The organism is Kitasatospora sp. NPDC048722, assembly GCF_040650235.1.
Classification (GTDB): domain Bacteria; phylum Actinomycetota; class Actinomycetes; order Streptomycetales; family Streptomycetaceae; genus Kitasatospora.
Map to the genome: position 1 here is coordinate 130,630 of NZ_JBEZGX010000010.1, position 20,134 is coordinate 150,763.

14 protein-coding genes, 1 tRNA gene and 1 pseudogene are annotated in these 20,134 nt (G+C 69.3%); 6 read left to right on the forward strand and 10 right to left on the reverse strand.

Going from position 1 to position 20,134, the window contains the following annotated elements:
* Nucleotides 1–5: 5 nt before the first annotated feature.
* Entirely contained in the window at nucleotides 6–7,217 is a 7,212-nt protein-coding gene (locus tag AB0C76_RS10710) for a polymorphic toxin-type HINT domain-containing protein (RefSeq protein ID WP_359962738.1), read from the forward strand.
* A 156-nt stretch (nucleotides 7,218–7,373) separates the two neighbouring features.
* Here AB0C76_RS10710 and AB0C76_RS10715 read toward each other — a convergent pair whose 3' ends face one another.
* The gene (locus AB0C76_RS10715; protein WP_359962741.1) at nucleotides 7,374–7,826 is read right to left on the reverse strand and encodes a DUF5959 family protein; all 453 of its coding nucleotides are present in this window, start codon (nucleotides 7,824–7,826) and stop codon (nucleotides 7,374–7,376) included.
* Nucleotides 7,827–9,243: 1,417 nt separating this feature from the next.
* Here AB0C76_RS10715 and AB0C76_RS10720 point away from each other — a divergent pair.
* The 5 genes from AB0C76_RS10720 (at nucleotide 9,244) to AB0C76_RS10740 (ending at nucleotide 13,550) form a co-directional block, all read left to right on the forward strand.
* The gene (locus AB0C76_RS10720; protein ID WP_359962744.1) at nucleotides 9,244–9,711 is read left to right on the forward strand and encodes a hypothetical protein; all 468 of its coding nucleotides are present in this window, start codon (nucleotides 9,244–9,246) and stop codon (nucleotides 9,709–9,711) included.
* Between the two features lie 285 nt (nucleotides 9,712–9,996).
* Entirely contained in the window at nucleotides 9,997–10,713 is a 717-nt protein-coding gene (locus tag AB0C76_RS10725; protein ID WP_359962747.1) for a hypothetical protein, read from the forward strand.
* Between the two features lie 134 nt (nucleotides 10,714–10,847).
* Nucleotides 10,848–11,855 carry a site-specific integrase gene (locus tag AB0C76_RS10730; protein ID WP_359962750.1) on the forward strand — a complete coding sequence of 336 codons (1,008 nt, stop codon included), beginning with the start codon at nucleotides 10,848–10,850 and terminating at the stop codon, nucleotides 11,853–11,855.
* Nucleotides 11,848–13,275 carry a hypothetical protein gene (locus AB0C76_RS10735; RefSeq protein WP_359962753.1) on the forward strand — a complete coding sequence of 476 codons (1,428 nt, stop codon included), beginning with the start codon at nucleotides 11,848–11,850 and terminating at the stop codon, nucleotides 13,273–13,275. The genes AB0C76_RS10730 and AB0C76_RS10735 overlap by 8 nt, the downstream gene beginning before the upstream one ends.
* A gap of 202 nt (nucleotides 13,276–13,477) precedes the next feature.
* A tRNA-Arg gene (locus AB0C76_RS10740) sits at nucleotides 13,478–13,550 on the forward strand.
* Between the two features lie 75 nt (nucleotides 13,551–13,625).
* Here the strand turns inward: AB0C76_RS10740 and AB0C76_RS10745 are convergent.
* The 9 genes and pseudogenes from AB0C76_RS10745 to AB0C76_RS10785 all read right to left on the reverse strand — a co-directional run bounded on the left by AB0C76_RS10745 (nucleotide 13,626) and on the right by AB0C76_RS10785 (nucleotide 20,083).
* Nucleotides 13,626–14,792 (reverse strand): site-specific integrase, encoded by a 1,167-nt coding sequence (locus AB0C76_RS10745; protein WP_359962756.1) that lies wholly within the window; start codon nucleotides 14,790–14,792, stop codon nucleotides 13,626–13,628.
* Entirely contained in the window at nucleotides 14,792–15,019 is a 228-nt protein-coding gene (locus tag AB0C76_RS10750) for an excisionase family DNA-binding protein (RefSeq protein WP_359962818.1), read from the reverse strand. Before AB0C76_RS10750 ends, AB0C76_RS10745 begins: the two co-directional genes overlap by 1 nt.
* A 554-nt stretch (nucleotides 15,020–15,573) precedes the next feature.
* Nucleotides 15,574–17,049 carry an ATP-binding protein gene (locus tag AB0C76_RS10755; protein WP_359962759.1) on the reverse strand — a complete coding sequence of 492 codons (1,476 nt, stop codon included), beginning with the start codon at nucleotides 17,047–17,049 and terminating at the stop codon, nucleotides 15,574–15,576.
* A 2-nt stretch (nucleotides 17,050–17,051) separates the two neighbouring features.
* Nucleotides 17,052–17,906: a bifunctional DNA primase/polymerase gene (locus AB0C76_RS10760; protein WP_359962762.1), complete on the reverse strand. Its 855-nt coding sequence runs from the start codon at nucleotides 17,904–17,906 to the stop codon at nucleotides 17,052–17,054.
* 957 nt (nucleotides 17,907–18,863) lie between these two features.
* Nucleotides 18,864–19,193: pseudogene (locus AB0C76_RS10765) on the reverse strand (DNA cytosine methyltransferase); the annotation flags it as partial.
* Entirely contained in the window at nucleotides 19,102–19,383 is a 282-nt protein-coding gene (locus AB0C76_RS10770; RefSeq protein ID WP_359962765.1) for a hypothetical protein, read from the reverse strand. The gene AB0C76_RS10770 and the pseudogene AB0C76_RS10765, both read right to left, overlap by 92 nt.
* Nucleotides 19,380–19,592 carry a hypothetical protein gene (locus AB0C76_RS10775; RefSeq protein ID WP_359962768.1) on the reverse strand — a complete coding sequence of 71 codons (213 nt, stop codon included), beginning with the start codon at nucleotides 19,590–19,592 and terminating at the stop codon, nucleotides 19,380–19,382. The genes AB0C76_RS10770 and AB0C76_RS10775 overlap by 4 nt, the downstream gene beginning before the upstream one ends.
* 12 nt (nucleotides 19,593–19,604) lie before the next feature.
* Complete coding sequence (locus tag AB0C76_RS10780) at nucleotides 19,605–19,793, reverse strand: hypothetical protein (RefSeq protein ID WP_359962771.1); 189 nt, start codon at nucleotides 19,791–19,793, stop codon at nucleotides 19,605–19,607.
* A gap of 35 nt (nucleotides 19,794–19,828) precedes the next feature.
* Nucleotides 19,829–20,083, reverse strand: a complete 255-nt coding sequence (locus AB0C76_RS10785) for a hypothetical protein (protein ID WP_359962774.1) — start codon at nucleotides 20,081–20,083, stop codon at nucleotides 19,829–19,831.
* Between the last annotated feature and the right edge of the window lie 51 nt (nucleotides 20,084–20,134).

The following is a 20,134-nucleotide window of genomic DNA, read 5'->3' on the forward strand; positions in this document are numbered from 1 at the left end:
CCGTCGTGTCGACGGTGCTCGCCCTGGCGATGACCGGGGTGACCGTACCTCCGGCGGTGGCGTGGACGTATCCCGAGCCGGAGGGGAAGGTCTGGACCCCTCCGCACACGCCGCTCGGTGGATCCACGGCCCCAGTCAAGGGGAGCGACGCGCGGCCTTCGGCATCTGAGCCGGTCGCCAAGGCGCCGGACTGGAAGCCCGAGCCGGCGGTGCCCTTGGTAACCGGGACCGCGACGGTGACGCTGGGAGCTGACAGCGCCGAGGCCGAGGCCGCGCGTAGGGCGACAGGCGGTGCTTCACCTGCCTCTGGTGGATCGACAGGATCCAAGGCCGGGGCACTGGCTGTGCAGGTCGCACCGGGTTTCGGCAAGGGCGGCGAGAGTGCTCACACGGTAACGGTCGAGGTGACCGGACAGGACAAGGGCAAGGCCGCCGGTGTCACGGGTCCGTTGATCGCCCTGACCGATGCCGAGGCTCCCACGAGCGGCGGGGGCCGCACGGCGAGCGTCACCCTCGATCTGAAGGCCCTGCAGGCGGCTGGATGGTCGGAGCGGGCCGGGCTGGTCGCGCTTCCGGGATGTGCGCTGACGGCGCCGGAGCGACAGGAGTGCCGCACGCAGACTCCGGTCCCGGCCAAGCTTGACGGTTCCGGCAAGATAACCGCTGACGTCACCCTGCCTGCTGCCAAGGCCTCCAGCCAGGGGCGCGGTGGCGCGGTGAAGGCGTCGTTCACCGCGGCGCAGGCAGTGGGGACGACGGACCCGGGCAGTGGTGGCGGTTCCGTGGTTCTCTCTGCAGCACCCTCGCCGTCGGGCCCCATGGGCAGTTACACCGCCACTCCGCTGTCGCCTTCGGCGGGGTGGGAGGCCGGATCCAACATCGGCAACTTCACCTACAGCTACCCGATCGACGTGCCTCCCGCCCTCGGTGGGGCGGCTCCGGCTGTGGCGCTCGGCTACAACTCGGCGGCGGTGGACGGCAAGACGTCCGCGACGAACGCGCAGCCATCATGGGTCGGCGACGGCTGGGGCTACGAGCCCGGGTTCATCGAGCGCTCGTACCGCAGCTGCGACAAGGCCGGAATCACCGGCTCGTATGACCGGTGCTGGGGCGGCCAGAACGCCACCCTTGCCCTCGGGGGCCACTCCGGCACGATCGTGCGCGACGACACCACCGGCACGTGGCATCTCCAGAGTGACGACGGTTCCAAGGTCGAGCAGCTCGCTGGCGCGGTGAAGGCCGCGGGTGACATCGACTACCAGGGCATGGAGTACTGGAGGATCACCACCCCGGACGGTGTCCAGTACTACTTCGGCCTCAACCACCTGCCCGGTGGTGACGGCAGTGACCCGGCTGCGAACTCCGTGCTCACCGCCCCGGTGTACTCGCCCAACAGCGGCGACCCCTGTTACAACGCGGCGAGCGGGAACAACTCCTGGTGCCAGATGGCCTGGCGCTGGCAGCTCGACTTCGTCGTCGACCCGCACGGCAACCTGACCACGTACAAGTACGCCACCGAAGGCAACAAGTACAACCGCGGCACCGTCCAGAGCGGCAGCAACGGCACCCTCACCGACTACCAGCGGGCCGGCTACCTCAAGGAAATCGGCTACGGCCAGCGCCTGGACGACCAAAAGGCCGCCAAGGGCAACGCCAACCCGGCCGCCAAGATCCTCTTCACCACGGCTGAACGCTGCATACCCAATGGCGCGATCACCTGCTCCGAGGATCAGCGCACTACGGCCAACGCCACCTCCTGGCCGGACACGCCCATCGACCAGATCTGCACCGACAGCTCCTGCGTCAACGCGGCACCGACGTTCTTCACCACCAAGCGCCTGACCACGATCAGCACTCAGGTCCTGGTCAACTCGGCCTACCGAACCGTCGACACCTGGAACCTCAACCAGGAACTCGCCGACCCCGGCGATGGCACCAAGCGTCTCCTGCAGCTCGACTCGATCCAGCGCGTGCCGAGCAACGGCCAGGCTCCGATCAGCGACCTGCCGCCGGTGCAGTTCCAGTACAAGATGCGCGCCAACCGTATCGACGGACTCGTTCCTCCCTCGCCGATGTTCATGCGCCCGCGTATCCAGGGCATCACGACCGATACCGGCGGACGGATCGACGTCCTCTACTCCGACCCCGAGTGCTCTCGGGTCAACAACCACATGCCGGCCTCCGAGGACAACAACTCGATGGCCTGCATGCCTGTCAAGTGGTACTTGCCCGGGAGCTCCGCCAAGGACCCGGTCAGCGACTGGTTCGACAAGCCCCTCGTCAGGAGTGTTGTCGAGCAGGACCTCGTCAGCACTCCGGCCATCGCCAAGACCACCGAGTACACCTACAACGGGGGTGCGGCCTGGCACCGTGACGACGCCGAGTTCACCGACCCCAAGACCCGCACCTGGGACGACTTCCGCGGCTACCAGTCGGTGACCACGACCTCCGGAAGCGGTGCCGCCAGCGAGGCCCCCAAGACCCAGCAGAGGGTCACCTACTTGCGCGGCATGGCCGGCGACTACCTCGCCGACGGAAAGACCCTGCGCACCGTCCCGGACGTCCCCAGCCCCCTGGGCGGCACCGTGGCCGACAGCGCTCAACTAGCGGGTCGCGTTGTCGCCACCGAGGTCTACGACAAGGCCAGCGGAACGGTCACGGCGGTCTCAGGGAACACCTACAACGGGCAGCAGAAGTCAGCGACCCACGCGCAGACTGCGGGAACCCCGCAGATCTTCGCCTGGTACGCCGACTCCGAGGTCACAGGGCTCTCCAAGGCCCTTCTCTCCGACGGAACCTGGCGCACGACCACCGCCACGACCACCACGGAACCCGCGAACGGCAACCGCGTCACCAAGGTCGATGACAAGGGCGACGGCACCGCCACCACTCCCGAGACCTGCGTGCTCATCACGTACGCGTCCGGAAGCGATCCCCAACGCCTGACCTTGGTTTCGGAGCAGGTCAAGATCAAGGGAGGCTGCGGCAGCACTGCCAGTGCCACGAACATCCTCAGCGGTGTCCGCACCCTGTACGACGGCAAGCCGTTCAAGCAAGCCAGCAGTGCCGGTGACCCTAGCAGCGAGCTGGTTCTCGACCACTTCGACAGTAACGGCCAGCCTGTCTACGTTCACAACGGCAGCGTCACCTACGACCTCTACGGCCGCCCGCTGAGCGCGAACGCGACCGACGGATCCACCTACGGCGCTGATGGCACCCAGCTGAGTGCGCCGACCCTCACACCGGCCAATGCGACGGTATCCCTCACGCCTGCCTCCGGCGAACTGCCCTCGCAGGCGCAGACCACCAGCCCCATGGGCGCCGGCTGGACCACGACCGTCACCCAGGACCCCGCCCGCGGTTCACCGCTGACCCGGACGGATGCCAACGGCCGCGTCACCACGGCACAGTACGACGCGCTCGGCCGTGTCACCGCGGTATGGGCACCGGACCGCCCCACGAACGACTACCCGAACCGGAAGTTCACCTACGCCCTCAAGGGCTCCGCGGGGCCGTCCACCGTCAAGACCGAGTCGCTCAACGACGACGACGTCACGTTCTCCACGAACATCGACATCTACGACGGCCTCGGCCGTACCCGTCAGAGCCAGCGCACGAGCGACGCCTATCCGACCGGGCGCCTGATCACCGACACCCTGTACGACACGCACGGCTGGGTGATCAAAACCTCCGCCCCGTACTACCAGAACACCTCGTTCCCGAACGAGTCGGTCTTCATCCCCGCTGCCGACGGCCAGGTCCCGGCCCAGACGTGGAACACCTACGACGGCAACGGGCGAGTCGTGCGTTCGGAGTTTCGCTCGTACGGCAACCTCCAGTGGGCCAACACCACGGCCTACCCCGGTGCCGACCGGACTGATGTCACCCCGCCCAGCGGTGCCACACCGACCTCGGTCGTGACTGACGGCCGAGGCCGCACGACATCGGCCTGGCAGTACCGAACCGCTGCTCCCACCGGGAACCCGAGTGACGCCGACGTCACGACCTACGCCTACACGCCGACCGGTCAGCCTGCTTCCCGTATGGACAGCAGCGGCAACAGCTGGAGCTACACGTACGACCTGAGGGGACGGCTGGTCTCCGCGACGGACCCGGACACGGGTACAAGGCAGACCTACTACGACGCCAAGTCCCAGGTCGACCACACGGTTGATGCCAAGGGCAACACCCTCGCCTACACGTACGACCTGCTCGGTCGCAGGACCGGCATGTACAACGGCACCGTCGCTCCGGCGAACCAGCTGGCGGCGTGGACCTACGACACCCTCGTCAAGGGTCTGGCCACCTCCTCCACCCGGTACGTCGGAGGCGCGACGGGCGCGGCCTACACCACGGCCGTCACCGGATACGACACTGTCTACCGACCGCTCGGTACCTCGATCACCATCCCGTCGGCGGAGGGAGCACTCGCCGGTACCTACACCACCTCCAACACCTACAGCCCGGTCCTCGGCGCCCTGAAGAAGGTCAGCATCCCCGCCGCGGGAGGGCTGCCGGCCGAGACCGTCAGCTACGGACGCACAACCACCGGCCTGATGACGTCGGCAGCCAGTCTCGGCAAGGCCGTCATCGCCGAAGTCGACTACGACGCCCTCGCGAGGCCCGTTCGCACGACCGCCGGCGAGTACGGCAAGCAGGTCGTCTCCACCCAGCAAGTCGACTGGGCCACCGGGCGGGTCATCAACTCCTTCATCGACCGGCAGATCGGCACCGTCTCCGCCGACCAGACCACCTACACCTACACCCCGTCCGGCCGGATCACCTCGATCACCGACATCCAGGACGCCGCGGCAACCGACACCCAGTGCTTCACCTATGACTACCTGGGCCGACTGACCAACGCCTGGACCGACACGGCGGGCACGTTCACCACAGCCGACTGGACCGACTCGGTCGGCACGAAGCACGGCACCGGTTCATCCACCACCGTCCCCGGCATCGGCGGCTGCAACAACACCACCGGACCGGCCACCCTCAGCCCCGGCGGACGCACCGTCGGCGGCCCCAACCCCTACTGGAACACCTACAGCTACGACGCCACCGGCAACCGCACCAGCCTCGTCCAGCACGACATCACCGGCAACAGCCTCAACGACACCACGACCACCCAGACCTTCGGAGCCGCCAAGAGCGCGAACACCCCCACCGGCGCCCCCAACACCGGCGGCGGAACCGGCGGGCCCCACGCCCTCCTCACCTCCACCACCGCGGGCCCCGGCGGAGCCAAGGCCGTCGGCTACCAGTACGACGCCGCTGGCAACACCACCGCCATCACGGACACGAGCGGCACCACCACCCTGACCTGGAACGGCGAGGACAAGCTCGACACCCTCACCAAGACCGGACAGGCCGGCGCCACGACCTACCTCTACGACGCCGACGGCAACCAGCTCATCCGCCGTGACCCCGGCAAGACCACGCTCAACCTGCCCACCGACGAGCTGACCCTCGACACCACGGTTCCCAACGGCTCGCTGAGCAACGTCCGCTCCATCGCCGGGCCCGACGGCCTCACCTACACCCGGGTCACGGCCGCCATCGGCGGAGGCAAGGTCCTCATCCAGGCCTCCGACCCCCACGGCACCAACGGCGTCCAGATCAACACGGCCACAGGCCAGGCCGTCACCCGCCGACCGTCTGACCCCTTCGGCAACCCCCGCGGCACCCAGCCGGCGGCCGGGCAATGGGCCGGCACCAAGGGCTTCGTCGGCGGCAGCAAGGACGACGCCACCGGACTCACTAACCTCGGAGCCCGCGAATACGACCCCGGCACCGGCCGATTCATCAACCCCGACCCACTGTTCGACGCGGCCAACCCGCAGCAGTGGAACGGATACGGCTACAGCCAGAACGACCCGGTCAACCTCAGTGACCCGAGCGGCCTCATCTCCGGCGACTGCGCCGAAGGCCGTTGCGGAGGCCACTACAACCCCCGCGACGACGACGGCAGCGGACCTCACCGCGACTACGCCACCGAGCAGGCGGACTCCACCGACCCGATCATGCTGCGTGGCCTCGTCCAGGTCCCGGACAGCATGCGGCACGACCACAAGTTCTTCGCGCAGTGGCAGAAGTACATCCATGATGTCGACCGCCGCCAGTACAAGGGCAACGACATCATGCGATCCGAGATCGCCGATGCCGCGCTCAAGGCCTGCGACACGAGCAACTGCGGGGAACTCGCCTACTTCTGGCAGCTCCAGGCCAAATGGAAGATCCAGGACGGCGAGGTTGTCGGCATCGGCGAAATCCTCGGCGGGGTCCACGGAATCGGGGTGGGCCTAGAAGGCAGGGGAGGAGGATCCTCCAAGGCTGCTCCAAGGACAACACCGGAAAGTCGATCTTCCAACCCCTGCGACTCGTTCCCGCCAGGAACGCTAGTCCTCCTCGCGGACGGATCCACAAAGGACATCGCCACCGTCAAGGTCGGCGACACCGTTCTCGCAACCGACCCCCAAACCGGCCAGACCGTCTCGCAGCCCGTCACGGCGAAGATCACCACCCCTGACGACAACAAGTTCACCGACGTTGTAATCCGCCTCGCCGACGGTAGCCAGAAGGAACTCACTTCCACGGCACACCATCCGTACTGGGACGTCACCGCCGAGCGCTGGACTGCGGCAGAAGACCTTGGGTCCGGGCATCTGCTGCGTACGGCTGATGGCCGGCAGGCGACCGTCGAAGAGGTCCGCGCATACGCCACCGAGCCACGTGCGGCGTACAACCTGACCGTTGCCGACGTCCACACGTACTACGCACTGGCAGGAACCACGCCAGTCCTGGTTCACAATTGCGGCAAAATTGACTACGGAAAAATAGATGCCGACGGGCGGCGTTCCGGAGTGGTAGCAGAAGTTACTCCAGATATGATTGGCACCGGCGGAAAGGCCTCGACGCGGATGAGCCCACCTGGCTTTGTGAGCGGGGCCAACGGGGATGCGCGCGGACACCTCCTCCCGAAGGCGCTAGGCGGATCCGGAAATACGCCAGAAAACTTCGTCAGAACAACGGCAGCCATCGACAATGGCCCCATGAATCGATTTGAAATGGAAATCGCCGACTACGTCTCCAAGGGTAATCCCATCATGTATGCGGCAACGCCACACTATCGATCAGGAAGCAATGTTCCATTCGCTGTGACGATCGAGGCATTTGACGACACCGGATGGTTCATGGGTGCAACATTCATACAGTAGTGACACCTGGCAGCCATAACTTGCCTGCCCTCAAAAGGCGCGGCAGCGCTCCAGCTATCGGGTAGGCAAGTGGCGTGCGGGCGGGGGCTTATTTTGAAGCCCCCGCCCGCACTCTTCACGGCCGAGTCGAGGTCAGTTGACCCCAAATAGGGTAATTCAGCAGCGCCACTCATATGCGCCTGGTGATGTCTGCAGTACTTTACTCGGCCAGGCCTGCATTATCCTGTCGAGGTGCCCGCGCTGTTCCTCGATCCATCTGCCAGTCAGAGCGATCGGGATGACTGCCGATACACCGGACCCCGATGCGTCCTCGATTGAAACTACTGGGACATCGTAGTCGTCGTTAGGAAATTCGATCCTGACTATTGGACCGTTCCCATTGTCCAGCCATTCGATACTCTGACCCGCGCCGAGGGAGTCGAGCGCCAGGGACCACTCCTCCAGACTTGAGAGGTAGAAGCAGATGTCGAGGTGCCCGTTGATGAAACTGCTTTCCACGATGATCTTTGCATCAATCAAGTCATGCAGGGGTAGAATCCCAGGTCCTCGCCGACCTAGAACATGCACGCGGACGCTGTTGCCCCCGTCTGATAGGTTGATCAAATCCACGATGTCTTCCAGATATATCGGACCGTCAGTAGTTTTGTATGCCCTTTCGCCATCTGTCAGTGGCGCGTCCGAGTGCCAAGACGGTCGGTTCCCCGCCTCGCGCGCACTGCGGAGTTCCCTGGCATGGCAGCCGCTGCAAACAACTGCTGCGTGGAAGACATTCTGGCAGGTCTCCTCGGCCTTGTGGGCGGCCTGACCGCAGCAGCTGGTGGCAACATCAGCCTAGGTGTGCGGACCGCTCCAGAGCCTGGATCTGCGGCTTCTTGTATCGACACCTTTCAGAAGGCAGGCGCAGACCTCAGTGGGCATCGCGTCTTGATGGACGCGCCAGCCACCCCAACCAGCTACAGTGGTCAATGATGTCGATGCTGGCCGGACCTGTAGCGCTGGTCACATGCGCGCCGTCTTTGCCTGGCCGGGCTGCAGCTGTTCGATGGCTTGATCCTTCCCGGCTGGCTACGGCCCCTTCGGTGCCGCCTTGAGCTCCGGCTGTGCGACCGTGCTCTGACCCGACCGGACCTTGTGCACTGCCGGCGGCGGGGCTGGGTGCACACCGGCAGGGCCCGCCCAGCGCCGCTGCGATGAGCGCCCCGTGGCCGGCGCTCTGTGGCCGTGATCGACGAGTGCTTCCCCCATCGCTGGTTCTCTACTCCGCGCGTCCTCTTGTTGAATATCCGGGGCGCCTGGCCCTGTGCTCGACCAACTCGCTGCCGAGCGCGGCGAACTGATTAAGGTCGCTGTGATCGACGTCGACGCAACCCGTCTCCTGTCCGGTGATGTCTGTGTCCAGTCCGCCCTCTGCCCGTTTGAACGGGGCGTCATCGTGTGCACTATCACCAGACCCACGACTCTGTTCGCCCTTGTCGGCGACCTCGCCGGACACCGATAGCACCGCTGGGTGTGGTGGGGCAGGTAGCCAAGTCCGCGCTGGCGCGATCGCCCCAGTTGATGTTCCTGCTATGCGGCACGATTTCTCCCTTATGAATACGCACATGGAATGCGCGATGGAAATGCTGGGCAGAAGGATGCTTCTGGAGATTCCTGAGCCGCAATTCCAGGCATCTGAAATCCGCCGGCCCATCGCGATTCGAAATCAGCATCGAAATGTCGGTCGACCGGTGAAGGTGCTGTCGGACATCCACGGCTTGCCGAGGCCAGCTCCGTCGAGGCCTCACGGCCCTCTCCCGCCACCGGGTCTCAAGCGCCACGCGAGAAGGTGCGCACATGGCCGCAGCAGCGCAGGCGGCCATGTGCGCAACATTGCGCTCGACCTATAGCCGCAGGTGAGAGCGGGCCTGCCGGGTCGAGCGGGAGGCGCGCGCAGTCATTGATGCGATGTATCGTCAATGATTTGGCAGACGGGGTGAGTTGGTGCCGCTACGCTAGCTCGCGACGGACCTGTGGGAGGGGTGGATGAATGGCGCTTGCTGGCGCCGATGGGGCGGCGCGCTCGTTCCTGGAAGACCTGCGCGCACAGGCCGCAGCGCTGCGAGAGACGGCCGAGCGCGCACGCGTCGAACACGCTGATGCCGCCGTGCGCCTGGCCGAGGCCGAGTCGAAGCTCGCCGACAGCCTGCACGCCCTGCGGGCCCTGGAAACATACACGGGCCTGGGGTCCGAAGTCGGCAGCTCCCTGGCAGGCAGCGAAGACTCAACGCCGCAGGCCGCAACGCCGTTGACCGTCGACACGGCGATCGTGCAGGCCCTGCGAGGAGCGGAGCGCATGAAGACCGACGAGATCGCCGAACGCGTCGTGCGGCTCGGGGCCACGCACTCGGCCGGCGGCGTCCGTACCCGGCTCACCGCCCTGACCCGCAAGGGCGTGCTGCAGCGCGTCGCCAAGGGCTACTACCGGCTTCCCGCCCAGGGAGGCCCACCGGCCTGACCAGCTGACACCGCGGCACGCCCATTGCCGCATGAGCAGTGCATGAGTCCGGCCGCCGCTCGTTTTCGAAGGCCAGCGGCGGCCGGATGGTGCAACCCATTGCGGAGCTCACGCACCACCGGCCAGGGTATGGCATCGGTGGGCCCGTGTGAGCTCATTTCCCGAAAAAGCCGCCGTCGTGCGGTGGAAGGAATGAGAAATCACGCTATGAACCACCCGAACTCCGAAATTCCGGTGCCCGGTCCACGGGACGGCGCGACCGCGCGCCCCTATGTCCTGCCGCCAGTGAGCCTGTCTGCGGTGCGCCAGATGGACGTCCAGGCCGCCGTCGTCGAGATCTGCACCGGCGGGCGCTCGACCGTGAAGATCGGGCAGATTATGGAGCGCACCGGCCTGGAACGCGCCCACGTCCACCCCACCCTGCGCTTCCTCACCGGCAGCGGCCTGCTGGTCGTCAGCCCCGCCGGATGGACCCCCACCACAGGCGGCCGTGCCGCCGGCCGCCTGTGGCACACCGACCGCCCCGCCGCCCGGCGGGAGCTCGCCCGCGCCTGGCGCACCCAGTGGATGAACGACCTGCTCGTGCGGGCCCTGGCGCCGCGAACCGGCGTCAGCGCTGAGATCCTGGCTGGCGCCCTGCGCCCGGTCAAGAAGGCACCCATCACCCCCTGGATGCAGCTCGTGGACTGGCTGGTCCTCGCCGAGCTCGTTACCCGCTCCGACGACGGCGCCATCCGCCTGGCCCCCCAGCCCGTCTCCACGCCACCGCCCGCGCCCGTGCCCGACGAGCATCGTGAGGCGGCCCCGCATCGCGGCCCCGCGGCCCCGGAGACCTCGGCGGCCACCGATCCGTCGCCGCCCCCGGCGCCCGCGCCCAGGCCCGCCGGTCTGGTCCTGCCCCTGACCGTCGACGAACTCGCGAAGCTCCCCGCCGACGACTACGGCGCGATCATGCGCGCGGTCGCCACTATCTACGAGGTCCTCTCCCGCCGCCCCGCCTGACGCCTCACCGCCCGCGGCTCGGCCCACTCTGTCCGGCCGGGCACCGTCACCCCTGCGCACGCGAGCGCGTGCGGCGTGGCGCCCCCACCCTCACCGTGGTGCTTACATGCACCAGTGGAGGAGGTGATGGCGCCGTGTCGCCGTCCCGCGGACCCCGACCCGACACGCCACCGGGCGACGGCCCGAACGCGAGCTACGACCCCGACGCGGAGGTGACGCTCGCGCACGCCGTCGCCCGGACCCTTGCCATCTGGAACGACATGACCCAGTGCGGACAGATGTCCCCGCAGACCCGCCGATCCTTCGGTCAGCTCATCATGCGCTACCAGCACTACGCCCACGCCCGCGGCGTCCTCACCCTCCACCAGGTAGACGCCCACCTCGCCGAGGACTTCGTCTTCGCCCAGGGCCGCACTCGCCACGGCCGCCTCGGCGACTCGGCCACCGCCACCTCGCACCAGCGCCGCGCAGTCCTGCGTACCTTCTACCGCACCCTGCGCGAACTCGGCCTCGCCGACACTGACCCCACTCGCGACCTCGCCCTGCCCGAACGCTCCCGCAGCACGGTGCGCCCGCTCACCGAGGATGAGGCCATCGCCATCCGACACGCCGCCGAGTACGTCAGCCGCCCCAGCCGCCACGCCGCCGCAGCCGCCCTCGCCCTTGCTGGCGCCCACACCGGCGAGATCGGCCACATCCGCGTCCGCGACCTCGACACCCGCCGCACCGCGGTGTGGGCGCATGGCTCTACCCGCACCGACCAGCGTTGGTGCCCCCTGCACCCATGGGCCCTGCGCATTCTCACCGCCCGGGCCGCCTACGTCACCCGCCAGCAACTCGACCCCGCCCGTGCTCCCGACGCCCCGCTGGCCGTCTCGAACCGGCCCGCCGCCGACGAACAGCTCCAGGCCCGCGCCTGCGTCGCCCTCACCGACCTCATCCGCCGCATCGGACTCGGCCACGACCCCCAGGTCAAACCCGCATCCCTCACTGCCCACGCGGGCGTGCGCGTCTTCCAGGACGGCGGCCGCATCGAGGACGTCGCACGCCGCCTGGGCCTGCGCTCCCTCGACCGAGCCGCCGCCGTCATTCACTACGACTGGGCCCACAGCCACCTCCCTGAGGACGCGGCCCGTGCCTGACGACCTGTTCGGCGACCCTCTCGCCCCGAACCAACGCCCCAAGCGCAAGCGCCGGTTCACTGACCGCGACCAGCGCACTGTCCACGAGCGCCTCACCGACTGCGCTCACAACCAGGACCTCTTCCGTCTCGCCGCCGCCCTCCCCCAACCCGGCCGCGTCGGGCGCCCCAGGGGCTACCCCGACCACACCTTCCTGTTCTTCCTCGCGGCCCGCAGCGTCCTCGCGTCTGCCCGCCGCACCGCCGGCCACCTCCAGGACCCGGCCCTGTGGGCCATCTACCGCGCTGGGGTGCGCACCAACCTCGGACACCTCGAAGCCGCCCGCCTGCCCGCCCTCGGCCCCACCCGCGCCCAGTGGCTCCACGCCCAGCACCGGTTGCGGCACCACAGCGAAGACCTGTGGGAGCACTACAGGCCCCTCGCCCTCCACCAGGCCCTCACCCAGGGCATCTTCCCCCCTGGCGCCCCCAGGCCCTGGAGCAACCCGGGCCGTCACCAGCTCATCGCCGCCGATGGCACTGTTCTCAAATCCCCCACCCTTGCTCGCGCCGCCCACACCGTCGACGAACGCACTGGCGAGATCAGGACCCACCGCCTCGACCCCGCCTCAGCACCCCAGACCGAAGGTGGAGGCCAAGCCGTCTACGGCCCCAAGTACTGCTTCTTCTCCGCCCGCAAAGACCCCCACTATCGCTCCCGCGTCTTCCTTGACTGCCGCTACGTCCCTCACCTGCACCCCGGAGGCGAAAGCGCCGTCGCTGTACAGGCAGCCCTCGACCTCATGGCCAGGGCCCCCGGCTGCATGGGACTGCTCTACGACGGAGCCCTGCGAGGCGTCCACCGCGACACCATCGCCCGCGCCGGCGGACTCGTCATCAACAAACAGCACAAGGGCATCACGCCCGTCTACTACGAGACCCTCCGCCCAGGCCGCTGCAGCCACGAACTCTGGGCCGCCCAGGGGCGTATCGCCGAGAAACTCCACTACGCCGACGGCACCACCGACCTCGTCCCCGTCCCCATCGCCAAGCTCGAACATCGCGGCACCCGCACCCACCGCTGGTACCACCTGCTGCACATCCCCTGCCGACACGGCACCCACCACCACCGCGTCCCCGTCGCCGTCACCACCCGACCCGGCGAACGGCCCCCAGGCCAGAGCGATACCGAACGGGGCTTCCACCGCGCCGAGCACCTGCAGCAGATCCCCGAGCACACCCTCGCCCACCAGACCGTCTACCCCTACCGCAGCGACGCGGAGTCCGGCCACGCCGAACTCGACGCCTCCCTCTGGAATGGCCGGCTCATCTCCTACGGCGTCGGAGCCCAGCAACTCCTTACCCTCGGATTCGTTCTGGCCCAGAACTCCACCAGCCGAGCCATCCACACCATCCAGGCCGACCTCCAGCTCACCACCTGACCAATCCAGACCAGCCAGTCCCACAACCTCAGCGCCCGCCAGACCCCCGATCCGGTACTCTGTGGATCGAGCGTCCAGGCGGGCGCTGCATTACGCCTAGGCGAAGCCACAGCACCCCGCCACACAGACGCCCACCGTCTTGTCCGCAACCGCACGCCCGGCTCGCTGACGCGAGTTCCGTGCAAGGTTTCAGACAAGCCCCGCCTCAGTAGCTCAGGGGATAGAGCACGGCTCTCCTAAAGCCGGTGTCGCAGGTTCGAATCCTGCCTGGGGCACAGCAGCGCAGACGCGCTCAGGCCCAGATCAGAGGGTAAAACCCTCCGATCTGGGCCTCAGTCGTTCCGGGGCGGTCAGTCGTCCTGTGCCACGTCCGTGCCAGATTCCTCCGGCGGGCCCTGCTTCTCCAGCTCCTCCCGGACCATCTCGCCCATCCTGTCGGCGATGGCCCGGTCGCGGTCGCTGGTCATGTGCTGGTAGATCAGCGCGGCCCGCGCCGTGCTGTGCCCCATGCGGGTCATGAGCTCCCTCGTGCTCGCGCCGCTCTGCGAGGCGAGGGTGTTCCCCGTGTGGCGCAGGTCATGGAAGTGCACGTCCGGTGAGATCCTCGCCTTCGCCTTCGCGGCGCTCCAGTCGTCCCGGAAGTTGCTCCGGCGCAGGCGGCCCCCTCGCGGCCCGATGAACATGTGGCCGTTCGGGCCCTGCCCCGCGTAGTGCTCCAGGTGGTGGCGGAGGGTGTCCACGATCGAGGCGGGGAAGGCCACCGGGCGGAACCCGGCCCGGCTCTTGGGCGCCTTGTCGTAGAGCTTCCCGCTGTACAGCTCGGCCTGGTTGCGGCGGACCCGCAGAAGCCGGGCGTCCAGGTCGACGTCCCGCCGGCGGAGCGCGGCCAGCTCGCCGAACCGCAGCGTGGTGAACGCGGTGACCAGCACCAGCGCGCGCCACCGGGGCGCGATGGCGTTAGCCGCGGCGAAGACCTCTGTCACCGAGAGGACCGGCCGCTCCGGCACGTCGTACGTGTCGGCGCCCTTGATCCGGCACGGGTTGCGCTTGATCAGCTCGTCGTCCAAGGCGGTGTTCATGATGGCCCGCAGCATCTGGTACGCCTTGACCACGGTCGGCTCGCCAACCCCGGATTCCAGCAGCCCGGTTCGCCAGGACCGCACCCGTGCCGGGGTGATCTGCACGACGAACCTCGGGCCCAGGGTGGGCAGGATGTGCAGCCTCAGCGCGGTCTCGTACCGCTCGCGCGTGGTCTCCTCCAGCTTGCGCTCCTTGAGCCAGCGAGCGGCGTACTCGCCGAAGTTCACCTTCCCGGCGTCCGGATCGGTCCACTTCTCACGGGTGATGTCGGCTTCGAGCTGGCTGAGCCTCACCTCGGCGTCCGTCTTGGTGGCGTACGTCTTCTCGTCGGGCCGCAGCGCGCCCGTGAGCGGGTCGCGGTACCGGACCTGCCAGCGGCCGGAGGGGAGCTGGCGGACGGCGCCGAAGCGGCGCCGGCTGTTCTTCTTGTTGGCCATCAGGCGGCGTTCCTGTTCGTGGCGGTGCGGCGGACGGTGATGGGCTGCACGGTGTTGGCGGCGATGAACTCGGCGACGGCGGAGGCCGGGATGCGGACATGGCGCCCGACCTTGACGAAGGTGATCCGGCGTTCCTCGATCAGCCGGCGGGGGAAGCGTTCGCCGCTGGTCTTCAAGGTGCCGAGAAGCTCGGCGACCTCTCGGACGCTCAGTAGCTGCTCCGGCAGGGCCGGAGCGGTCCGGGTGCGCTCCGGTGCGCGGTGGTTGGCCAAGGGGTCCTCCTGTGCCGGTCGGGCCTGCCTGCGGGCGGATTGGGCGAGCTGGGGGTGGGGCTGGTAGCGGGTGCGGTCGCGCACCGTCAGGCTTCGGGCCTCTCGCGGCGCGCGTTTGTCCTAGGTGGGGATTTCTGCGTCACTGCGTCACCTGCGTCACGCAGGCCGCTGACCTGGGGGTTTGCGTGACGCAGTGACCGGGGGCTGCGTCACCGCTGCGTCATGGGCCGCGTCACCGGGTGACGTAGGTGACGCAGGCGTGACGCAGCGGCCGTCGTCTGCGTCACGCCCTCCGGCGCAGGTCAGGGGCCGTTTTCCGGGCCTGGTGACGCAGGTGACGCAGCGTCTTCCTACTTAGGAAAAAAGGAGGGCTGATTGCTTGTAGTCGGGTGCGCCTCAGGGCGTGAAGGAGGAGCCGCTTCGCGGCGCGACCTCAGCGGCTTCGCCGAACAGCAAGAAGAGCACCCGGCGGCCGGTGCTCTTCTTGCTTGTCCGTGCCGCAGCGCGGGTCAGAACGCCCGCTGCTGCTCGTGGGGGGCGGGGGCGGCCGGGCGGGCCATTTCGAGGTAGCGGCCTTCATGTGCGCGGCCGGTGTCGATGAGGACGCCCCGGGCGGCGAGCACCGGCTGAAGGCGCTTGAGCCGGTCGGACAGGACCTTGCCGGTGGTCGGCCACCCTTTGGGCAGGGGGCGGAGCTCGTCGCCGCTGTAGAGGCTGCTCAGGTGGCTCACCCACTGGGTGGACGTCATGCGCTGCGCGCTGCCTGGGGCGATGGTCTCGGCGTGCATGAGGACGGTCTGCGCGAGCAGGTCACCTTCGATGACGTCGTCGTTGAGGTCGTCGAGGCTGGCCCGGTAGGCGGCGAGCGCCCCCAGGTTGGTGGCCGCGTCGAGCTGCGCGCACAGGTGGGCGAAGTCCGCCATGCGCAGGTCGGTCGGGGTCTCCGCCTCGGCCGCTCGGACCTGCACGGTGAGGTCGAGCAGGGACCCGAGGACTACGGGCAGGATCTCCGCGTACTCCGTCCACAGCTCCGCCTCGGTGCGCCTGACGCTGGGGCGTTCCAGGCGCAGGGGCAGGAGCCGTTCGGCGAGGTCGGGGCGGATGACGCCGACGTCGATGCCGGTCAGGAGCAGGGGCCGGCGGTAGGCGGAGCGGTGGACGTCGCCGTCGGTGAACAGGGCGCGTTTGACGCTCTCGGCGCCGGTCACGATGCAGCACATGGCGTCGGAGAGGTCCGGGGTCATGTGGGAGAGGTTGTCCAGGGCGGTGACCCATCCCGCCGCGACCGCAGCGATCAGGTCTTCCTCGCCTTTCGGGGCCCGGCGCAGGTCGCCGCTCATGCCCTCGATGATCCGCACGAGCATCCGGCCGCCGGTGGACTTGCCCGCGCCCTGGGGGCCGGTGAGGAACGGCGCGGGGACGGGCACGGACGGCCCCAGGCAGCCGATCAGCCAGGCGATGGCCAGGCATTCCGTCTGGGCGTTGGCGAAGTTCGTCAGCCGCAGCAGGAGGTCGATGCCCTTGCCGTCAGTGTCCTTGACGGGCAGGGGCAGTTCCCCGGTGAGCTGGGTGCGCTTCCAGCAGACCTCACGCGGGTCCGGGGTGAGGATGTCCCATCCGGTGGGGTGGATGCGCACGGACTTGCCGTCGGCGCGGCCCAGGTCGAGCCAGGTGGCGCCGTCGAACCCGGGGGCGACGCGGATGTGGACGGGCTGGACGTCCTCGGACAGGGCGAGTGCTTCGATCAAGTCCAACGCCTCCTTGAGTGCGGTTCCGTTGAAGACGCCGATCCCGTCCTTGAACAGGCCGACCATGAGTTCCTGGCGGTGGCTGCCGGTGGTGCCCTGGGAGCGGATCGGACGGGCCACGGGGTGGCCGGTGCGCTGGGCGTACACGGTGCCGTCGGCGGTGCGGAAGTACCGGAAGTGGGCCTGCGCGTAGTCGGCGATGATCTGGCGCGCCGGGGTCTTCTCGTCCTCGGCCACGGCTACATCCCCAGCCTGGTCAGGGCGTTGGCCCAGGCGTCGGCGCAGTGGCGGGGCGATTCGCCCTTGGCCTGCGCGGCGGCGAACAGGCGCGCGGTGTGTGCCTCGGTCAGGCACCCGCAGCGGCCGTGCGTGGACAGCACCGCGAGGAAAGTCCCGTAGACGGCGGCGTGCACGCCGCTGGGCGCCTCGGTGATGCGCTGCTCGGCCATGGTGATGCCACGTTCGAGGTAGGCCGGGGTGCGGTGCGGGCACCGCCCGCCCCGGGCCGGGGCAGGCACCGTGACAGGCGCCGGCCGGGCCGGGACGTGGTCCTTCACCAGCAGGCTCCGGACGGTGTCCGGCAGGGCCGTGAGCGGCCCCTCGCCGTAGCCGAGCCACCGGGCGTAGGACATCAGCGACTTGACGTCCACGCCCGGTCGCACGGCGTTCGCGGAGGGCATGGCGCCCCGGTAGAGCCAGTGTTCGCCCCGGGTGGTGCGCACGGTCCGGGTGGCGGGCAGTGCCTCGCGGGCCCACGTGATGGCGTCGGTGTCGTCGAGGTCGACGACGGTCAGGCCGGCGCCGCCGGGGTGGTAGGCGACCGCCGCCGCCTCGCGCCACGCCCGCGCCCAGGCGGGCGAGGTGATGACGTCGGGGTCGGTGGTGGCGGCGGCCCAGCCGTGGCACGGCTTCGGGCACTGGCAGGGGCCGGGGGTCTTCATGTTCGGCCGGCCGCCGCACGCGTTGCGGTCGCAGAGGCGGCAGTTGCCGAACGGCACCTTCCCGGCCCGCAACGGCAGCACGGGCACGCCGGATGCCGCCAGGGCGAGCGCGGCGAGCAGGTGCTCTCCCCGAACGTCGGTCAGTTGGGTCATGCTGGATGCCTCCAGTTCTCTGCTGGATTGATGGCGGCCCCGCTTCTTGCCGGGAGGGGGCCGCCGTCGTCGTTCATCTCGGCGCAGACCTTGTGCGAGGGCCTGCGCAGGTCGTCCCGCAGTGGGGTAGGCCGGCCGCACCAGCGGCACGGGCGGTCGCCGGTGCGGTCGTAGTGGCGGGCGTCGCGCCAGTCGAGGGCGGCCAAGGCACGCCTAGCCGTCGGTGGCGGCGGCGGTGATGAGGTGGTGGGCGAGGCGGGGCGGGACGGCGTTGCCGATCTGCTGGCCGATGTCGCGGCCGGTCCAGGGGTGGTCGGCGGGGAAGGACTGCGGGGCGCCTGCTTCGGCCCAGGTGAATCGGCTTTCGGTGCCGTCGTCGGCCAGGACCCGGACGCGGGAGATCTTGCCGGTGACGGTGGCGGACGGCTCGCCGCTGGTGCGTCGTCCTCGGGCCTTGGGGTCGCCGCCGGTGCCGTAGTTGGAGACGACGGTGAACGGCCCGCGTTCGGGCAGGACATCGGCCATGGGCGTCCAGGGCAGCAGGTTCGGATCACCGGTCGTGCGGGGCACGCGCTTGGTGTAGGGCCGGTGGGTGGGTGCCGGGAGTGCGGCGGTGCCGGTGCGGCGGGCGATGAGGACGGCCCGGCGGCGGGTCTGCGGGACGCCGTACTGCTCGGCCCGCACGGTGCCCGCGACGGCGCTGTAGCCCTCGGCCCGCAGGATCGCCGCGTAGGTCTGCCACACGGGCAGGACGGCCGGCACCTGTTCCAGGACGACCCCCTCGAACGGCCGCCCCGCGTCCAAGGCGTCGAGGGCCCACCGGAGCGGTTCCAGCACGAGGCGGATCAGGTCGTCCGTCTCGGTGCGGCCGTGGCGGTCGACGGGCCGTCGCTCGGCGAGCAGGTGGGCGAGCGTCACGATGTCGCCCAGGGCCCGGCGTCCGGCGCCGGTGCCGGCCGCGCTGAACGGCTGACAGGGCGGCCCGCCGAGCAGCAGATCGGCGTCCGGGAAGTCGCCGGGCCCGTGGCGACGGACGTCGTCCTCGATCGTGTCGAGGCCGGCGGCGCGACGGGTGGCGCACGCGTCCGCGTTCTTCTCGATGCCGGTCACGTGGACGCCGAGCGCGCGGGCGGGCAGGTCGAGCCCGCCGACACCGGCGAACAGGTCGACCGCCCGCCACGGGTGCGGGGTGGTGTCAGGCAGCACGCCGCACCCGCCTCTCGGGGAAGGCGTGGACGGTGGCGAGCTGGGCGGGCTGCTCGGCGGCCGGGGCGGGGGCGCCTTCACCGCCGTCGGGCGGGGCGGTGTCCGTCCCGGCCGCCGCGCGGGCGGCGCGTTCGGCGGCGGATTCGGCGAGGACCTGCATCACGGCGGCGGACTCGGCGCGGGCGCCGCGCTGGCTGATGAGGATGGCGGCGGACAGGGCGGCGCCGGTGCCGAGCAGGGCGGCGGTGACGATGTCTGCGGGGGTGCTCACGGGGTTCCTCCGGTTCGTGCGGCGGTGGCGAGCAGGTCGAGGACGTCGGTGCCGAGCAGGTGGGCGCGCTGCTGGATCGCGGTCCACGAGTCGGGGTCGATGTGCATCAGGGCGGCGAGGGCGGCGGCCGGTTCGCTGTTGGCGGCCGCCTCCAGGGCTTCGCGCAGGTGGACGGCGGCGAGCGGCCGGATCGCGGCGGGGGCGGTCATCACGGGGCCGGGTCAGTGGTGGCTGACGGCGGTGACGATCGCGCCGAGCATGTCGTTGACGGGCCCGGCCAGGCCGGTTGAGGCGGCGGTGAGGCCGGAGAGCCAGACCACGAGGGCGGTGCCGGGGCCGACGCGCTTGGTCCACACGAGGACGATCGTGATGACGCCGGTGACGGCGGCGATCGAGAGGGTCACATTCACGGGATCTCCTGGTCTGCGGTAGGCGGGCGGGTGGGCTAGTTGGTGCCGGCGGTCCAGGTGCGGTGGGCGACGTTGTAGAGGTGGCGGCCCACCCGGATGCGCTTGCCTACGCCCCGGCAGCGGCGGCAGTGCTTGCCGCGCTTGGGCTTGCCCTTGCGATCGGTGGTGAGCTGGAAGCCGAGTCCGCCGCACTTGCGGCAGTCCCCGAAGGGGCTGGACGCGCACAGCGCGGCGTAACAGAGCGCGACGAGCAGGGCGGCGGCTATCGCGGCGAGGATGAGGGGGGGCATGGATGCCTCCAGGGCGGTTTCGGGAGGTCTAGAGGGCGGCGCGCTAGGAGC

Coding starts and splice junctions, on each gene's coding strand:
- AB0C76_RS10720 (WP_359962744.1), top strand. CDS start 9,244: ATGGCGCTTGCTGGCGCCGATGGGGCGGCGCGCTCGTTCCTGGAAGAC.
- AB0C76_RS10745 (WP_359962756.1), bottom strand. CDS start 14,792: ATGGCCAACAAGAAGAACAGCCGGCGCCGCTTCGGCGCCGTCCGCCAG.
- AB0C76_RS10760 (WP_359962762.1), bottom strand. CDS start 17,906: ATGACCCAACTGACCGACGTTCGGGGAGAGCACCTGCTCGCCGCGCTC.
- AB0C76_RS10775 (WP_359962768.1), bottom strand. CDS start 19,592: ATGACCGCCCCCGCCGCGATCCGGCCGCTCGCCGCCGTCCACCTGCGC.
- AB0C76_RS10785 (WP_359962774.1), bottom strand. CDS start 20,083: ATGCCCCCCCTCATCCTCGCCGCGATAGCCGCCGCCCTGCTCGTCGCG.